The following is a 15,749-nucleotide window of genomic DNA, read 5'->3' on the forward strand; positions in this document are numbered from 1 at the left end:
CCTGGTTCAATCACCCCGCACACTAAGTTCGAGTCAGAAGGTTCAATCACCCCGCACACTAAGTTCGAGTCAGAAGTATACGTACTGTCTAAAGACGAAGGCGGCCGTCATACTCCGTTCTTCAAAGGCTACCGTCCACAGTTCTACTTCCGTACAACTGACGTGACCGGTACTATCGAACTGCCAGAAGGCGTTGAGATGGTAATGCCTGGTGACAACATCAAGATGGTTGTTGAGTTGATCGCGCCAATCGCGATGGACGAAGGTCTACGTTTCGCTATCCGTGAAGGTGGCCGTACCGTAGGYGCTGGTGTTGTTGCYAACATCATCGCGTAATGCGTTGAGTTAAACATACCACTGAAAAAGGAGCGCATTGCGCTCCTTTTTTTATGGCAGCACCCCAGACATTGACCGTATGGCGCTTTGGCTTTACGCGATCTTTTTTGCTTGTGTAGCTATTACGTAAATAATCAATTGTTATATAAAAAACCTTTACCTGAAGCGCAATGCAAACTATTCTCGTTATAGTTTATGTTGTAGGGTGAGAATGATGTTTGTATGTATTTGCCATGCTGTATCGGATAAAACCATTAAGCAGCTTGTGAATCAACAAGGCGTGACCAGCATTCGCGAACTGCGTCGGCTCACTCCGCTGGGTTCACAGTGTGGTAAATGTGTGCGTCAGGCCAAAGAGGTGATTCACGATCAGGTGCAAGTGATTACGTTACAGCAAGCGAGCTAACTCAGGAGTACTGAGTAAAATTTGACAGCCTCCTTATGGGTTCTACAGTTGATAAATAGAACCCATAAGGAGGCTTTTGCCATGAAAGGCGACCCAAAATCGATTGCGTTTTTAAATACCGTGCTCGGCAATGAACTTATTGCCATCAACCAGTACTTCCTTCATGCACGTATGTTCAAAGACTGGGGCTTAAAAGTCATTGCTCATAAAGAATATGAAGAGTCGATCGATGAGATGAAGCACGCGGATAAGTTGATTGAACGCATCTTGTTCTTAGAAGGGATGCCGAACTTACAAGACTTAGGTAAATTACGTATCGGAGAAGATACGCAAGAAATTTTTGAGTGTGACCTCGCGCTAGAGATGCAGGCACACGAAGACTTGAAAGAAGCCATTGCCTACACCGAAAGCATACGCGATTACGTCTCGCGAGATTTGTTCCAGTATATTCTCGATGATGAGGAAGAACACATTGATTGGCTGGAGACTCAGCTAGGTCTGATTGAGAAAGTGGGACTCGAAAATTATAACCAAGCGCAGATGATTGAAGATGCGAGCGATAAAGACTAAGGCGAGGCTTACGCTATCGCGGTAGATGAACGCACTCCATGGGTGCGTTTTTGTTTGGGCTTATTTTTTAACCAAGACTTGCAATAGGGTGCGGCATCGGTATAATGCTGCGCACTGCTTAAGTCTTCGGACTTCCGACGCAGTTGTGAACCAATGAGCATCGAGGAATGGAACAGTAAACTGTTCGTTTAATGTATACTCCGCTTATGTTCGCAGTCATAATATAATGGCTGACAATGTGCCTAATTTTGGCACTACGGTTTCACATAAATTAATCGGCATTCSCTCGCTCTAGTGAGGCAGAATGGCGATATTGTTTGTGTAAAAATTTTTGAATTTGGRGCTCTGTCTCATGCAGAACCAACGTATCCGTATCCGCCTAAAGGCGTTCGATCATCGCTTGATCGATCAGTCTACCGCGGAAATCGTTGAAACCGCTAAGCGCACTGGCGCACAGGTTAAGGGTCCAATCCCTCTACCTACTCGTAAAGAGCGCTTCACCGTTCTTATTTCTCCGCACGTAAACAAAGACGCACGTGACCAGTACGAGATTCGTACTCACAAACGTCTGATCGACATCGTTGAGCCAACAGACAAGACTGTTGACGCTCTGATGCGTCTTGACCTTGCTGCGGGCGTTGATGTTCAAATCAGCCTGGGCTAAGGGGGAGTAGATAATGATTGGTCTAGTCGGTCGTAAAGTCGGTATGACTCGTATCTTCAACGAAGATGGCGTATCTATCCCGGTAACCGTAGTTGAAGTTGAAGCGAACCGTGTTGCTCAGGTGCGTAAGCCTGAAGTTGACGGTTATGCCGCAATTCAAGTTACTACAGGCGCGAAGAAAGCAAACCGTGTAAACAAGGCACAAGCTGGCCACTTTGCGAAAGCAGGTGTTGAAGCGGGCCGCGGTCTGTGGGAATTCCGTCTGGAAAATGGTGAAGAGTTCGAAGTTGGCGCTGAGCTAAACGTTGATCTATTCGCTGAAATCAAAAAAGTAGACGTTACTGGCACGTCAAAAGGTAAGGGCTTCCAAGGCGGCGTTAAGCGTTGGAACTTCCGTACTCAAGACATGAGCCACGGTAACTCTTTGTCTCACCGTGCTCCTGGTTCTATCGGTCAATGTCAGACTCCAGGTCGCGTATTCAAAGGCAAAAAAATGGCAGGTCACATGGGTGCTGAGCGTGTAACGACTCAAAACCTAGAGATCGTACGTGTTGACACTGAGCGCAATCTGCTTCTTATCAAAGGTGCAGTCCCAGGTGCTACAGGTGGCAACGTGATCGTTAAACCAGCCGTTAAAGCGTAACGTCGAGGAGATAGTAATGGAATTGGTAGTCAAAGGCGCCGACGCGCTAACTGTTTCCGAAACTACCTTCGGGCGTGAATTCAACGAAGCCCTGGTTCACCAGGTAGTCGTTGCATACGCAGCTGGTGCCCGTCAAGGTACTCGCGCTCAGAAAACTCGTTCAGACGTATCTGGTGGCGGTGCTAAGCCATGGCGTCAGAAGGGTACTGGTCGCGCCCGTGCAGGTACAATCCGCAGCCCAATTTGGCGCAGCGGTGGTGTCACTTTCGCAGCTCGTCCTCAGGACCACAGCCAGAAAGTTAACAAAAAGATGTACCGTGGTGCTCTGAAGAGCATTCTGTCAGAGCTAGTTCGTCAAGAGCGTTTGATCGTTGTTGATAACTTCTCTGTTGAAGCACCAAAAACTAAAGAGCTTGTCGCTAAGCTGAAAGAGCTTGAGCTGAACGACGCTCTGATCGTAACTGCAGAAGTTGATGAGAATCTGTTCCTTGCTGCACGTAACCTGTACAAGGTTGACGTACGCGATGCAGGTACCATCGACCCAGTTAGCTTGATCGCTTTCGACAAAGTCGTGATGACTGCTGAAGCAGTTAAACAAGTTGAGGAGATGCTGGCATGATCACTGAAGAGCGTATCCTAAAAGTTCTGCGTGCTCCGCACATCTCTGAAAAAGCAACTATGGCTGCTGAAAGCGCGAACACTATCGTGTTTAAAGTAGCTAAAGAAGCAACTAAGAAAGAGATCAAAGCGGCAGTTGAAAAACTGTTCGAAGTTGAAGTTAAGTCTGTTCGTACCCTAGTAGTTAAGGGTAAGACCAAACGTCAAGGTATGCGCGAAGGTCGCCGTAGCGATTGGAAAAAAGCGTACGTTATCTTGAAAGAAGGTCAGGACATCGACTTCGTTGGCGGCGCAGAGTAAGACGGAGGAGTAACAGCAAATGGCTATTATCAAATGTAAGCCGACTTCACCGGGTCGTCGTCACCTTGTTAAAGTGGTTAACCCAGATCTTTATAAGGGCAAGCCATACGCACCACTACTAGAGAAAAACTCTAAGTCTGGTGGTCGTAATAACAACGGTCGAATCACAGTGCGTCATATCGGTGGTGGTCACAAACATCATTACCGTGTAATTGACTTCAAACGTACTAAAGACGGTATCCCAGCGAAAGTTGAGCGTCTTGAATACGATCCAAACCGCAGTGCAAACATCGCGCTTGTACTTTATGCGGATGGTGAACGTCGTTACATCATTGCACCTAAAGGCCTAAAAGCCGGTGATCAGATCCAATCTGGTGCAGATGCAGCTATCAAGGTAGGTAACACCCTGCCAATGCGTAACATCCCAGTGGGTTCTACTATCCACAACATCGAGCTGAAACCTGGTAAAGGCGCTCAGCTTGCACGTTCTGCGGGTGCTTATGCTCAGATCGTTGCTCGTGACGGTGCATATGTCACACTCCGCCTGCGCAGCGGTGAAATGCGTAAAGTTCTTGCTGAAGGTCGTGCGACCCTAGGCGAAGTGGGTAATTCAGAGCACATGCTACGCGAACTGGGTAAAGCCGGTGCGTCACGCTGGAAAGGCGTACGTCCAAGCGTACGTGGTGTTGCAATGAACCCAGTTGACCACCCACACGGTGGTGGTGAAGGCCGTACCTCAGGTGGTCGTCACCCAGTATCACCTTGGGGTATGCCAACTAAAGGCTTCAAGACCCGTAAGAACAAACGTACCGACAAGTACATCGTACGTCGTCGTAACAAGTAATTATTATCAGAGGATAAGCCATGCCACGTTCTCTCAAGAAAGGTCCTTTTATTGACCTGCACTTGCTGAAGAAGGTAGAGAAAGCGGTGGAAAGCGGTGACAAGAAGCCTTTAAAGACTTGGTCCCGTCGTTCAATGATCATCCCACAGATGATCGGATTGACCATCGCTGTCCATAATGGTCGTCAGCATGTACCCGTTTTCGTTTCTGAAGAAATGATCGGTCACAAGCTGGGCGAGTTTGCACCAACACGTACTTATCGCGGCCACGCTGCTGATAAGAAAGCTAAGAAGCGTTAAGGGGTAAGAAATGGAAGCTATTGCTAAACATCGCTTTGCTCGTATCTCGCCTCAAAAAGCACGTTTGGTTGCGGATCAAGTGCGCGGTAAAGACGTAGCACAAGCACTAGAAATTCTGACTTTCAGCAACAAAAAAGCGGCTGATCTGGTTAAGAAAGTGTTGGAATCTGCTATTGCAAACGCCGAGCATAACGAAGGTGCGGATATCGACGATCTAAGCGTCGCCAAAGTCTTCGTTGATGAAGGCCCAATCATGAAGCGTATTATGCCTCGTGCAAAAGGCCGTGCCGATCGCATCTTGAAGCGTTCTAGCCACATCACTGTTGTTGTAGCAGACCGCTAAGAGACGAGGAGATAAAGCAATGGGTCAAAAAGTACATCCTAATGGTATTCGTCTAGGCATCGTAAAGCCTTGGAATTCCACTTGGTTTGCTAATAACCAAGATTTCGCTGACAACCTAGACGGCGACTTTAAGGTACGTCAGTTCTTGACTAACGAACTGAAAAAAGCGTCAGTATCTCGCATCGTTATCGAGCGCCCTGCCAAGAGCATCCGTGTGACCATTCACACTGCACGCCCTGGTGTGGTTATCGGTAAGAAAGGCGAAGACGTTGAGAAGCTACGCGCRCATGTTGCGAAACTAGCCGGTGTACCAGCGCAAATCAACATCGCTGAAGTACGTAAGCCAGAGCTGGACGCACAACTTGTTGGCGACAGCATCGCTTCTCAGCTAGAGCGCCGTGTTATGTTCCGTCGTGCGATGAAGCGCGCGGTACAAAACGCAATGCGTCTAGGTGCCAAAGGTATCAAAGTAGAAGTAAGCGGCCGTCTAGGCGGTGCTGAAATTGCTCGTACCGAGTGGTACCGTGAAGGCCGTGTGCCACTGCACACACTTCGTGCTGACATTGATTACGCAACTTCTTCTGCTCACACCACTTACGGTGTTATCGGCATTAAAACCTGGATCTTCAAAGGTGAAGTTCTAGGCGGAATGGCTGAAGTGGAGCAAAAGGCTGACAAGCCGAAGAAGCAGCGTAAAGGCCGTAAGTAAGGAGTCTATCGATGCTTCAACCAAAACGTACTAAGTTCCGCAAGACTTTTAAAGGTCGTAACCGCGGTCTGGCGCACGGTACTGACGTAAGCTTCGGTACCTATGGCCTGAAAGCTGTTGGTCGCGGTCGTATCACTGCGCGTCAAATTGAGGCGGCTCGTCGTGCGATGACTCGTCACATTAAACGTCAGGGTCAAATCTGGATCCGTATCTTCCCAGACAAACCAATTACTGGTAAGCCGTTGGAAGTTCGTATGGGTAAGGGTAAAGGTTCAGTAGATTACTGGGTTGCCCAAATCCAACCAGGTAAAGTCCTGTACGAAATGGATGGTGTTCCTGAATCACTGGCTCGCGAAGCGTTTGAACTGGCTTCACGTAAGCTACCGATCAAAACCACTTTCGTAACTAAGGCGGTGATGTGATGAAAGCACAAGAACTACGTGAAAAGACTGTTGAGCAGCTGAACGAAGAGCTGATGGGTCTGCTGCGTGAGCAGTTTAACCTGCGCATGCAAGCGGCTACTGGCCAGCTTCAGCAAACTCACACTCTTAAAGCTGTTCGTCGCGATATCGCACGTGTTAAAACCGTATTGACTGAGAAGGCTAGCGCATAATGAGCGAGAACATCCGCACTCAGCAAGGTCGCGTTGTCAGCGACAAAGGCGATAAGACTATCGTTGTTGCTATCGAGCGTTTTGTGAAACACCCTATCTACGGTAAGTACATCAAGCGCACGACCAAGCTGCACGTTCACGATGAATCTAACGAGTGTAACCAAGGTGACACTGTAGAAGTTCGTGAGTGTCGTCCAATCTCTAAGACTAAGTCTTGGACATTGGTTCGCGTTGTTGAAAAAGCGCGCATCTAAGCGATTTTTCAAACAATATAAGTCAAACGGCTCTCATTTGGGGGGCCGTTTATTTTTTTATCTACCCATCCGGTCAAAATAGTGTTATTATTCGCCGCCCTTGTAATAAGGCAGCCCGACCCGAGATGGGTCTAGATGTAATAACAGCGGAGCACTAACAATGATCCAAATGCAAAGTATGCTGGACGCAGCCGATAACTCCGGCGCTCGCAGTGTAATGTGTATTAAGGTTCTGGGTGGCTCTCACCGTCGTTACGCCCATGTTGGCGACATCATCAAAGTTACCGTTAAGGAAGCAATTCCACGCGGTAAAGTGAAAAAAGGTGATGTGCTTAAGGCGGTGGTAGTTCGCACCCGTAAAGGCGTACGTCGTCCAGACGGCTCTGTCATTCGCTTCGACCGTAATGCTTGCGTGTTGTTGAACAACACGAACGAGCAACCAGTCGGCACACGTATCTTTGGCCCTGTGACACGCGAACTTCGTACTGAAAAGTTCATGAAGATTGTGTCTCTGGCGCCTGAAGTTCTGTAAGGAGCGATCTCATGGCAGCTAAAATCCGTCGTAACGACGAAGTTATCGTTCTTGTCGGTAAAGACAAAGGCAAGAAAGGTAAAGTATCTAAGGTTCTACCGACCGGTAAAGTTATCGTTGAAGGTATTAACCTCGTTAAGAAACACCAGAAGCCTGTACCGGCTCTGGGCGTTCAAGGTGGCATCGTAGAAAAAGAAGCCGCTATTGACGTTTCAAACGTGGCAATCTTTAACGCAGCAGCTGGTAAAGGTGACCGTGTAGGCTTCCGATTTGAAGACGGCAAAAAAGTACGTTTTTTCAAATCGACTGGCGAAACTATTAAGTAATTCTGGAGTAGTACAATGGCGAAACTGCATGATTACTACAAAGAGACCGTTGTAGCTGAGCTTTCTAAGCAATTTGGCTACAAGAGCATCATGCAAGTCCCAAGGATCGAAAAGATCACCCTTAACATGGGTGTGGGCGAAGCTCTGAACGACAAAAAACTGCTTGAAAATGCAGCTGCTGATATGACCGCGATTTCTGGTCAAAAGCCGCTGATCACCAAAGCACGTAAGTCAGTTGCAGGCTTTAAGATCCGTGAGGGCTACCCGATTGGTTGTAAAGTAACCCTACGTGGCGAGCGTATGTGGGACTTCTTTGAGCGTCTAATCGCAATCGCAGTTCCTCGTATCCGTGACTTCCGTGGTCTGAACCCGAAAGCGTTCGACGGTCGCGGTAACTACAGCATGGGCGTTCGCGAGCAAATCATCTTCCCTGAGATTGACTACGATAAAGTCGATCGTATCCGTGGTCTTGATATTACTATCACTACCACTGCAGGTACTGATGAGGAAGGTCGAGCTCTGCTGGCTGCCTTTAACTTCCCATTCCGTAAGTAAGGTGAAGGGTTACTGTTATGGCTAAAAAATCCATGAAAGCACGCGATGTAAAGCGTGCGAAGCTCGCAGCCCGTTACGCTGAAAAGCGTGATAACCTGCGTGCGATCATTAAGAATGTAAACACGTCAGACGAAGAGCGTTGGGACGCAGTCCTGAAGCTTCAGTCGCTACCACGTGATTCTGCGAAGTCTCGTCAGCGTAACCGCTGTAACCAGACTGGTCGTCCACATGGCTACCTACGCAAATTCGGCCTAAGCCGAATCAAGGTTCGTGAAGCTTGCATGAAAGGCGAGATTCCGGGTCTGCGTAAGGCAAGCTGGTAATTGAATCACGGGAGTAAAGACTTATGAGCATGCAAGATCCGATCTCGGATATGCTGACCCGCCTTCGCAACGGTCAGGCAGCAAAAAAAGTTGCTGTAAAAATGCCTTCGTCAAAGCTGAAAGTGGCAATTGCTGAGCTACTAAAAGCAGAAGGTTACGTGGCTGAGTACGCTGTAAGTGGCGATGCCAAGCCTGAACTGGAAGTGACGTTGAAATACTTCGAATCTAAACCAGTTATCGAGCAAATCCAACGTGTTAGCCGTCCAGGTCTGCGCATCTACAAAAAGAAAGATGAGCTTCCTTCTGTGATGGGTGGCCTTGGTATTGCAGTTGTTTCAACTTCGAAAGGTTTGATGACCGATCGCGCAGCTCGCAAAGCGGGTCTGGGCGGTGAAATCATCTGCTACGTAGCGTAATAAGGAGTAGGAAATGTCTCGTGTTGCAAAAGCACCTGTCGTAGTTCCTGCCGGCGTAGAGGTGAAACTTAACGGTCAGGACATCACTGTAAAAGGAAGCAAAGGCGAACTAAGCCGTACGCTTCACGATATGGTGAAAGTAAACCAAGAAGACAACACCATTACCTTTGCACCAAGTGTAGAGCACGCTAAAGCATGGGCTCATGCTGGTACTGCTCGCGCACTGGTTAACAGCATGGTTGTTGGTGTGACAGAAGGCTTTACCAAGAAGCTAATCCTGAAGGGTGTTGGTTACCGTGCAACTGTTGCGGGTAACAAACTTAACCTGACACTTGGCTTCTCTCACCCAGTAGAACACGTTCTACCTGAGGGTATTAAGGCAGAGTGCCCAAGCCAAACTGAAATTGTTATCAGCGGTGCTGATAAACAAGCGGTTGGCCAGGTCGCTGCTGAAATCCGCGCATACCGCAAGCCAGAGCCTTACAAAGGCAAAGGCGTTCGTTACTCTGACGAAGTTGTGCGTACTAAAGAAGCTAAGAAGAAGTAAGGTAACACTATGGATAAGAAAGCATCTCGTATCCGTCGTGCGACCAAAGCACGACGCAAGATCGCGGAAATGGGTGCGACTCGCCTGGTGGTACACCGTACTCCACGTCATGTGTACGCACAGGTTATCGCTGGTAACGGCGCGGAAGTCATCGCCGCCGCTTCTACCGTAGAAAAAGCGATCCGTGAACAAGTTAAGAGCACCGGTAACAAAGACGCCGCAGCAGCAGTAGGTAAAATCATTGCTGAGCGTGCGAAGGAAAAAGGCATCGAAGCTGTTGCTTTTGACCGTTCCGGTTTCCAATACCACGGCCGTGTGGCTGCACTGGCAGATGCTGCCCGTGAAGCTGGTCTGAAATTCTAAGGTAGGTGGAAGATGGCTAACGATAAACAACAAAGTGATTTGCATGAAAAGCTGATCGCTGTAAACCGTGTATCTAAAACGGTTAAAGGTGGTCGCATCTTTACCTTCACCGCCCTGACTGTGGTTGGTGATGGTAACGGTCGCGTTGGTTTCGGTTACGGTAAAGCCCGTGAAGTACCAGCAGCGATTCAGAAATCAATGGAAAAAGCGCGCCGTAACATGATTACTGTAGCGCTGAAAGACGGTACTCTTCACCACGCTGTTAAAGGCCGCCACACTGGTTCTAAAGTGTACATGCAGCCAGCATCAGAAGGTACGGGTATCATCGCCGGTGGTGCGATGCGTGCTGTGCTTGAGGTTGCGGGCGTTCAAGACGTTCTGGCCAAAGCATACGGTTCTACCAACCCAATCAACATCGTTCGTGCAACGATCGATGGTCTGGGTGGTATGAAGTCTCCAGAGATGGTAGCTGCTAAGCGTGGCATGCCTGTTAACGAAATTCTGGGGTAATACGACATGGCTAAGACAATTAAAGTAACACAGACTCGTAGCGCTATCGGCCGTTTGCCGAAGCACAAAGCGACCCTGCGTGGCTTGGGCCTACGTCGCATCAACCACACTGTTGAACTTGAAGATACTCCGTGCGTGCGCGGTATGATCAATCAAGTCAACTACATGGTTAAAGTGGAGGAGTAATCACATGCGTTTGAATACTCTATCTCCGGCTGCAGGCTCAAAGCCTTCTGCTAAGCGTGTAGGCCGTGGTATTGGTTCAGGTCTGGGTAAAACTGGTGGCCGTGGTCACAAAGGTCAGAAATCACGTTCAGGTGGTTCTGTACGCCCAGGTTTCGAAGGCGGTCAAATGCCTTTGAAACAGCGTCTGCCAAAATTTGGTTTTACATCGCGCAAGAGCCTAACTTCTGCTGAAGTTCGCCTAAGCGAACTAGCAAAAGTTGAAGGTGACGTGGTAAGCCTAGAGTCACTAAAAGCAGCGAACGTTGTTGCACAAGACACCCGTACGGCGAAAATCGTACTGTCTGGTGAAATCGCTCGCGCTGTGACTGTTAAAGGTGTTCGTGTCACTAAAGGCGCTAAAGCGGCAATCGAAGCTGCAGGCGGTAAAATCGAGGAATAATTTAGCTCGAGGACGAGGTACAGATGGCAAAACAACCAGGACAAAACTTCAGTAGTGCAAAAGGCGGGATCGCGGAGCTGAAAAGCCGTCTACTTTTTGTAGCTATGGCATTATTGGTATTCCGTGCCGGCTCTTTTGTGCCAATTCCTGGTATTGACGCTGCTGTACTTGCCGATCTGTTCGAACAGCAACAAGGGACCATCATTGACTTGGTAAACATGTTCTCTGGTGGTGCCCTTGAGCGTGCTTCGATACTGGCACTGGGGATCATGCCGTACATCTCGGCATCGATCATTGTCCAGTTACTGTCAGTGGTTCACCCCGCGTTAGCGGAGTTGAAGAAAGAGGGCGAATCTGGCCGTCGTAAGATAAGCCAGTACACCCGCTACGGCACGCTTGTGTTGGCAACCTTCCAAGCAATTGGAATTGCGACCGGGTTACCAAGTATGATGCCAGGTCTGGTGATTAATCCAGGTCCTGCTTTTTACTTTACTGCGGTAGTCAGTTTGGTCACAGGCACCATGTTCTTGATGTGGTTGGGTGAACAAATTACCGAACGCGGTATTGGTAATGGTATCTCGCTGATTATTTTCACCGGGATTGTCGCAGGTCTGCCACCGGCAATTGGACAGACAATAGAGCAAGCGCGTCAAGGCGACATGTCTCCGCTTCTCTTGCTAGGTATTGCTGTTATCGCGTTGGCGGTAATCTACTTTGTGGTCTTCATGGAGCGTGGTCAACGTCGTATCGTCGTTAACTATGCGAAGCGCCAACAAGGTCGTCGTGTCTTTGCAGCGCAAAGCACGCACTTGCCACTGAAAATTAACATGGCAGGGGTTATCCCAGCGATCTTTGCATCAAGTATTATTTTGTTCCCTGGTACACTTGCTAACTGGTTTGGTAAGGGTGATCAGACAAGCTGGCTGACCGACGTGTCTTTGGCACTAAGTCCTGGCCAACCGGCTTACGTAATACTTTATGCGGCGGCGATTATCTTCTTCTGCTTTTTCTATACAGCGTTGGTGTTTAACCCTCGTGAAACGGCAGATAACTTGAAGAAGTCAGGAGCGTTCGTACCTGGTATTCGCCCGGGTGAGCAGACTGCTAAATACATTGATAAAGTGATGACACGTTTGACCCTCGCGGGCGCCATGTACATTACCTTTATCTGTCTGATCCCCGAGTTCATGATGATTGCGTGGGATGTCCACTTCTACTTTGGTGGTACATCACTACTTATCGTAGTAGTCGTAATCATGGACTTTATGGCTCAAGTTCAGACTCATTTGATGTCTCAACAATATGAGTCCGTGTTGAAAAAAGCCAACCTTAAAGGCTACGGCCGCTAATAGGTTGTCTATTTACGGAGTTTAGCAATGAAAGTTCGTGCTTCCGTTAAGAAAATCTGCCGTAACTGTAAAGTGATCAAGCGTAACGGTGTCGTTCGCGTGATCTGCAGTGAGCCTAAGCACAAGCAGCGCCAAGGCTAATAGCAGAATATTTTTCTTGCAAAATGAGGTCAGGCTGGCTACATTAGCCAGCCCACCTTTTGTATGTGCAAAAGAAGTGGTTATGCCGCTGCGTATCCTCAACGGGCTCTGCAGCGGTTCTACTTGAAAAGTACTAGGAGTGAATAGTGGCCCGTATAGCAGGCATTAACATTCCTGATCAAAAGCACGCTGTAATCGCACTGACTGCGATTTACGGTGTCGGCAAAACTACCTCTCAGGCTATCCTAGCCGAAGCAGGTATTGCTGAAAGCACTAAGATCAGTGAACTATCAGAAGAGCAGATCGACCAGTTGCGTGACGGTGTAGCCAAGTACACTGTAGAAGGCGATCTACGTCGTGAAATTTCCATGAACATCAAGCGTCTTATGGACCTTGGCTGTTACCGCGGTTTGCGTCATCGTCGCAGCTTGCCACTTCGTGGTCAGCGTACGAAGACCAACGCACGTACCCGTAAGGGTCCGCGCAAACCGATCAAGAAATAATCGGGGTAGGTAAGTACTATGGCTAAACAACCAACTCGCGCACGTAAACGCGTACGCAAGCAAGTTGCTGATGGCGTTGCGCACATTCATGCGTCTTTCAACAACACAATCGTTACGATCACTGACCGTCAAGGCAACGCTCTAGCATGGGCTACTGCCGGTGGTTCAGGTTTCCGTGGTTCTCGTAAGTCGACTCCATATGCTGCACAGGTTGCTGCAGAGCGTTGTGGTGAGATGGCGAAAGAATACGGCCTGAAAAACCTCGAAGTGATGGTTAAAGGTCCAGGTCCAGGCCGCGAATCTACTATTCGTGCCCTGAACGCGGCGGGCTTCCGCATCACTAACATTGTTGATGCGACTCCGATCCCGCACAACGGTTGTCGTCCACCTAAGAAACGCCGCGTTTAATCACGCTTAGTGCTGTTTCTTAGAATATTGGAGAAAGATCATGGCAAGATATTTGGGTCCTAAGCTGAAGCTTAGCCGTCGCGAAGGTACTGACTTGTTCCTTAAGTCAGGCGTACGCGCGATTGATACCAAGTGTAAAATTGATAACGTCCCAGGCGTTCACGGTCAGCGTCGCGGCCGTCTGTCTGACTATGGCGTTCAGCTTCGCGAGAAGCAAAAAGTACGTCGTATCTACGGCGTAATGGAAAAGCAGTTCCGTAACTACTACAAAGATGCTGCCCGTATTAAAGGTAACACAGGTGAAAACCTGCTTCAGCTTCTTGAAGGTCGCCTAGACAACGTAGTTTACCGCATGGGATTTGGTGCAACTCGCGCCGAAGCTCGTCAGCTGGTAAGCCACAAAGCGATCCTAGTTAACGGCAAAGTTGTTAACGTACCTTCTTTCAAGGTTTCGGCAAACGACGTTGTTAGCATTCGTGAGAAAGCTAAGAACCAAGCGCGCATCAAAGCAGCACTAGAAATCGCTGCACAGCGCGAGCTGCCAACTTGGATCGAAGTAGACAGCAAGAAGATGGAAGGCACATTCAAGCGCCTACCAGAGCGTTCTGATTTGTCTGCTGACATCAACGAACACCTGATCGTCGAGCTTTACTCTAAGTAAGGCTAAACTAAAGAGAGGACATAATGCAGGGTTCTGTAACAGAATTTCTTAAGCCGCGTCTGGTTGATATCGAACAAGTCAGCTCTACGCACGCAAAAGTAACTCTTGAACCTCTAGAGCGTGGCTTTGGCCATACTCTGGGGAATGCGCTACGTCGTATCCTACTTTCATCAATGCCAGGCTGTGCGGTGACGGAAGTTGAAATTGACGGCGTACTGCACGAGTACAGCACCAAAGAAGGGGTTCAGGAAGATATCCTGGAAATCCTACTTAACCTTAAAGGCCTAGCCGTTAAGGTTGAGGGTAAAGATGAAGTTATCCTTACTCTGACCAAGTCTGGTGCAGGCCCTGTTGTTGCAGGCGACATCACCCATGATGGTGGTGTTGAGATTGCGAACCCAGAACACGTTATCTGCCACCTGACTGATGCAAACGCTGAAATTAGCATGCGTATCAAGGTAGAACGTGGTCGTGGCTATGTACCAGCGTCTGCGCGCATTCACAGCGAAGACGACGAGCGTCCAATCGGCCGCTTGCTTGTTGATGCAACGTTCAGCCCAGTAGACCGTATTGCTTACAAAGTTGAAGCAGCACGTGTTGAACAGCGTACTGACCTCGACAAGCTTGTTATCGATATGGAAACTAACGGTACACTGGATCCTGAGGAAGCGATTCGCCGTGCAGCAACCATCTTAGCTGAACAGCTAGATGCGTTTGTTGACCTGCGAGACGTGCGCGTCCCTGAGGAGAAAGAAGAGAAGCCAGAGTTCGATCCGATCCTACTGCGTCCTGTAGACGATCTTGAACTAACTGTTCGCTCTGCCAACTGTTTGAAAGCAGAAGCGATTCACTATATCGGTGATCTGGTACAGCGTACTGAGGTTGAGCTTCTGAAAACGCCAAACCTTGGTAAGAAGTCTTTGACTGAAATTAAAGACGTGCTGGCTTCACGTGGTCTGTCTCTAGGCATGCGCCTAGAAAACTGGCCGCCAGCATCAATCGCTGAAGATTAATCAGATACTGATTATTTAGTTAGAAGGATTAGGTCATGCGCCATCGTAAGAGTGGTCGTCAACTCAATCGCAACAGCAGCCATCGTAAAGCGATGTTCAGCAACATGGCTAGCTCGCTGGTAACTCACGAAGTTATCAAAACAACTCTGCCTAAGGCAAAAGAGCTGCGTCGCGTCATTGAACCGTTGATTACCCTAGCTAAGAACGACAGTGTTGCTAACCGTCGTCTTGCATTCGCTCGTACTCGTAACGACGAAGTTGTAGCGAAGCTTTTCAATGAACTCGGCCCACGTTTTGCTTCACGTGCTGGCGGTTACACTCGCATTCTTAAATGCGGTGTTCGCTCAGGTGATAAAGCCCCTATGGCTTACATCGAGCTCGTTGATCGCCCAGAGCAAAAAGCTGAGGAAGCTGCAGAGTAATTCTTTACTCTTGCAGATAAGCTAGAAAAGCCAGGCCTAGTGCCTGGCTTTTTCTTTATCTATCAGGTCTTTCGTCAATCCTTTAGCGCAACCCATCCGCTTTTATGCCTTCAACCAAGCTTAATATAGGTATTAAAAGCGTCATTTTAGCTGTTTTCGTTGGTTATTCGCGCAAAGTGCTCAAAAAGAGCACATTCGATAAAAAAGATGTGATTTAGTGTTGACGGTGGTCACAATTTCTATAGAATGCCGCCCTACTTAACGCCGACAACGCGTTAGGGGAGTCAAGAAGACGTTTTGTTTTCGCCGGTTGGCATCAACAAAAAGATAAAATTTCTTCTTGACTTCATCGGCAAGGCGAGTAATATACGCAGCCCTGACCGAGCGAAGCAACGCTTCGCAAGTCAACGCTCTTTAACAATTTGACCTATGCAATCTGTGTGGGCACTCGTTGAG

At 48.5% G+C, this 15,749-nt stretch carries 30 protein-coding genes and 1 pseudogene; all 31 read left to right on the forward strand.

Translation table 11 applies throughout. The features are described from left to right. Nucleotides 1-336 (forward strand): annotated as a pseudogene (gene tuf / locus BZJ17_RS16105) (elongation factor Tu); the annotation flags it as partial. Nucleotides 337-550: 214 nt separating this feature from the next. Then, entirely contained in the window at nucleotides 551-742 is a 192-nt protein-coding gene (gene bfd, locus BZJ17_RS16110; protein WP_069590747.1) for a bacterioferritin-associated ferredoxin, read from the forward strand. Nucleotides 743-823: 81 nt separating this feature from the next. Continuing rightward, nucleotides 824-1,312, forward strand: coding sequence for a bacterioferritin (gene bfr / locus BZJ17_RS16115; protein WP_077458530.1), 489 nt, complete (start codon nucleotides 824-826; stop codon nucleotides 1,310-1,312). A 352-nt stretch (nucleotides 1,313-1,664) separates the two neighbouring features. Next, nucleotides 1,665-1,976, forward strand: coding sequence for a 30S ribosomal protein S10 (gene rpsJ / locus BZJ17_RS16120; protein ID WP_002541412.1), 312 nt, complete (start codon nucleotides 1,665-1,667; stop codon nucleotides 1,974-1,976). A gap of 13 nt (nucleotides 1,977-1,989) precedes the next feature. Then, nucleotides 1,990-2,619, forward strand: a complete 630-nt coding sequence (rplC, locus tag BZJ17_RS16125) for a 50S ribosomal protein L3 (RefSeq protein WP_069590754.1) — start codon at nucleotides 1,990-1,992, stop codon at nucleotides 2,617-2,619. Between the two features lie 16 nt (nucleotides 2,620-2,635). After that, nucleotides 2,636-3,238, forward strand: a complete 603-nt coding sequence (gene rplD / locus BZJ17_RS16130; protein WP_069590755.1) for a 50S ribosomal protein L4 — start codon at nucleotides 2,636-2,638, stop codon at nucleotides 3,236-3,238. Beyond that, complete coding sequence (gene rplW, locus BZJ17_RS16135; protein ID WP_069590756.1) at nucleotides 3,235-3,537, forward strand: 50S ribosomal protein L23; 303 nt, start codon at nucleotides 3,235-3,237, stop codon at nucleotides 3,535-3,537. The genes rplD and rplW overlap by 4 nt, the downstream gene beginning before the upstream one ends. Before the next feature lie 19 nt (nucleotides 3,538-3,556). Then, entirely contained in the window at nucleotides 3,557-4,381 is an 825-nt protein-coding gene (gene rplB / locus BZJ17_RS16140) for a 50S ribosomal protein L2 (protein WP_069590757.1), read from the forward strand. A gap of 20 nt (nucleotides 4,382-4,401) precedes the next feature. Continuing rightward, entirely contained in the window at nucleotides 4,402-4,680 is a 279-nt protein-coding gene (gene rpsS, locus BZJ17_RS16145) for a 30S ribosomal protein S19 (RefSeq protein WP_021024467.1), read from the forward strand. 10 nt (nucleotides 4,681-4,690) lie between these two features. After that, entirely contained in the window at nucleotides 4,691-5,023 is a 333-nt protein-coding gene (gene rplV, locus BZJ17_RS16150; RefSeq protein ID WP_069590759.1) for a 50S ribosomal protein L22, read from the forward strand. Between the two features lie 19 nt (nucleotides 5,024-5,042). Continuing rightward, nucleotides 5,043-5,732, forward strand: a complete 690-nt coding sequence (gene rpsC / locus BZJ17_RS16155; protein WP_069590761.1) for a 30S ribosomal protein S3 — start codon at nucleotides 5,043-5,045, stop codon at nucleotides 5,730-5,732. Nucleotides 5,733-5,743: 11 nt separating this feature from the next. After that, complete coding sequence (gene rplP / locus BZJ17_RS16160; RefSeq protein ID WP_069590764.1) at nucleotides 5,744-6,154, forward strand: 50S ribosomal protein L16; 411 nt, start codon at nucleotides 5,744-5,746, stop codon at nucleotides 6,152-6,154. Then, nucleotides 6,154-6,345: a 50S ribosomal protein L29 gene (rpmC, locus tag BZJ17_RS16165; RefSeq protein ID WP_069590766.1), complete on the forward strand. Its 192-nt coding sequence runs from the start codon at nucleotides 6,154-6,156 to the stop codon at nucleotides 6,343-6,345. Before rplP ends, rpmC begins: the two co-directional genes overlap by 1 nt. Further along, on the forward strand, nucleotides 6,345-6,599 hold the full coding sequence (gene rpsQ / locus BZJ17_RS16170; RefSeq protein ID WP_069590768.1) for a 30S ribosomal protein S17: 255 nt from the start codon (nucleotides 6,345-6,347) through the stop codon (nucleotides 6,597-6,599). Before rpmC ends, rpsQ begins: the two co-directional genes overlap by 1 nt. Nucleotides 6,600-6,759: 160 nt before the next feature. Then, a complete protein-coding gene (gene rplN / locus BZJ17_RS16175; protein WP_069590770.1) occupies nucleotides 6,760-7,131 on the forward strand; it encodes a 50S ribosomal protein L14 in 372 nt (123 codons plus the stop codon). Between the two features lie 11 nt (nucleotides 7,132-7,142). Next, nucleotides 7,143-7,457 carry a 50S ribosomal protein L24 gene (gene rplX / locus BZJ17_RS16180; RefSeq protein WP_069590772.1) on the forward strand — a complete coding sequence of 105 codons (315 nt, stop codon included), beginning with the start codon at nucleotides 7,143-7,145 and terminating at the stop codon, nucleotides 7,455-7,457. Nucleotides 7,458-7,472: 15 nt separating this feature from the next. After that, a complete protein-coding gene (rplE, locus tag BZJ17_RS16185) occupies nucleotides 7,473-8,012 on the forward strand; it encodes a 50S ribosomal protein L5 (RefSeq protein WP_069590782.1) in 540 nt (179 codons plus the stop codon). Nucleotides 8,013-8,029: 17 nt separating this feature from the next. Further along, nucleotides 8,030-8,335: a 30S ribosomal protein S14 gene (gene rpsN, locus BZJ17_RS16190; RefSeq protein WP_069590785.1), complete on the forward strand. Its 306-nt coding sequence runs from the start codon at nucleotides 8,030-8,032 to the stop codon at nucleotides 8,333-8,335. A gap of 23 nt (nucleotides 8,336-8,358) precedes the next feature. Next, nucleotides 8,359-8,751, forward strand: coding sequence for a 30S ribosomal protein S8 (gene rpsH, locus BZJ17_RS16195; protein WP_069590786.1), 393 nt, complete (start codon nucleotides 8,359-8,361; stop codon nucleotides 8,749-8,751). Between the two features lie 13 nt (nucleotides 8,752-8,764). Continuing rightward, nucleotides 8,765-9,298, forward strand: coding sequence for a 50S ribosomal protein L6 (rplF, locus tag BZJ17_RS16200; RefSeq protein WP_069590788.1), 534 nt, complete (start codon nucleotides 8,765-8,767; stop codon nucleotides 9,296-9,298). A gap of 9 nt (nucleotides 9,299-9,307) precedes the next feature. Beyond that, nucleotides 9,308-9,661, forward strand: a complete 354-nt coding sequence (gene rplR / locus BZJ17_RS16205; protein ID WP_021024479.1) for a 50S ribosomal protein L18 — start codon at nucleotides 9,308-9,310, stop codon at nucleotides 9,659-9,661. A 12-nt stretch (nucleotides 9,662-9,673) separates the two neighbouring features. Then, the gene (gene rpsE, locus BZJ17_RS16210) at nucleotides 9,674-10,171 is read left to right on the forward strand and encodes a 30S ribosomal protein S5 (protein ID WP_069590790.1); all 498 of its coding nucleotides are present in this window, start codon (nucleotides 9,674-9,676) and stop codon (nucleotides 10,169-10,171) included. Nucleotides 10,172-10,177: 6 nt separating this feature from the next. Beyond that, nucleotides 10,178-10,357: a 50S ribosomal protein L30 gene (gene rpmD, locus BZJ17_RS16215; protein WP_069590791.1), complete on the forward strand. Its 180-nt coding sequence runs from the start codon at nucleotides 10,178-10,180 to the stop codon at nucleotides 10,355-10,357. A gap of 4 nt (nucleotides 10,358-10,361) precedes the next feature. Next, nucleotides 10,362-10,796: a 50S ribosomal protein L15 gene (rplO, locus tag BZJ17_RS16220; protein WP_077458133.1), complete on the forward strand. Its 435-nt coding sequence runs from the start codon at nucleotides 10,362-10,364 to the stop codon at nucleotides 10,794-10,796. 23 nt (nucleotides 10,797-10,819) lie between these two features. Beyond that, nucleotides 10,820-12,145: a preprotein translocase subunit SecY gene (gene secY / locus BZJ17_RS16225; protein ID WP_069590794.1), complete on the forward strand. Its 1,326-nt coding sequence runs from the start codon at nucleotides 10,820-10,822 to the stop codon at nucleotides 12,143-12,145. Between the two features lie 27 nt (nucleotides 12,146-12,172). After that, complete coding sequence (rpmJ, locus tag BZJ17_RS16230) at nucleotides 12,173-12,286, forward strand: 50S ribosomal protein L36 (protein ID WP_000868186.1); 114 nt, start codon at nucleotides 12,173-12,175, stop codon at nucleotides 12,284-12,286. A gap of 146 nt (nucleotides 12,287-12,432) precedes the next feature. Beyond that, nucleotides 12,433-12,789 carry a 30S ribosomal protein S13 gene (rpsM, locus tag BZJ17_RS16235; RefSeq protein ID WP_069590796.1) on the forward strand — a complete coding sequence of 119 codons (357 nt, stop codon included), beginning with the start codon at nucleotides 12,433-12,435 and terminating at the stop codon, nucleotides 12,787-12,789. 18 nt (nucleotides 12,790-12,807) lie between these two features. Next, a complete protein-coding gene (rpsK, locus tag BZJ17_RS16240) occupies nucleotides 12,808-13,197 on the forward strand; it encodes a 30S ribosomal protein S11 (protein WP_069590798.1) in 390 nt (129 codons plus the stop codon). A 40-nt stretch (nucleotides 13,198-13,237) separates the two neighbouring features. Then, the gene (gene rpsD / locus BZJ17_RS16245) at nucleotides 13,238-13,858 is read left to right on the forward strand and encodes a 30S ribosomal protein S4 (protein ID WP_069590800.1); all 621 of its coding nucleotides are present in this window, start codon (nucleotides 13,238-13,240) and stop codon (nucleotides 13,856-13,858) included. Between the two features lie 23 nt (nucleotides 13,859-13,881). Continuing rightward, nucleotides 13,882-14,871 carry a DNA-directed RNA polymerase subunit alpha gene (gene rpoA / locus BZJ17_RS16250; protein WP_069590802.1) on the forward strand — a complete coding sequence of 330 codons (990 nt, stop codon included), beginning with the start codon at nucleotides 13,882-13,884 and terminating at the stop codon, nucleotides 14,869-14,871. A gap of 35 nt (nucleotides 14,872-14,906) precedes the next feature. Next, nucleotides 14,907-15,293, forward strand: a complete 387-nt coding sequence (gene rplQ, locus BZJ17_RS16255; protein WP_069590805.1) for a 50S ribosomal protein L17 — start codon at nucleotides 14,907-14,909, stop codon at nucleotides 15,291-15,293. Nucleotides 15,294-15,749 lie beyond the last annotated feature (456 nt).

The sequence above is a fragment of the Salinivibrio sp. IB574 genome (assembly GCF_001996205.1).
Classification (GTDB): domain Bacteria; phylum Pseudomonadota; class Gammaproteobacteria; order Enterobacterales; family Vibrionaceae; genus Salinivibrio; species Salinivibrio proteolyticus.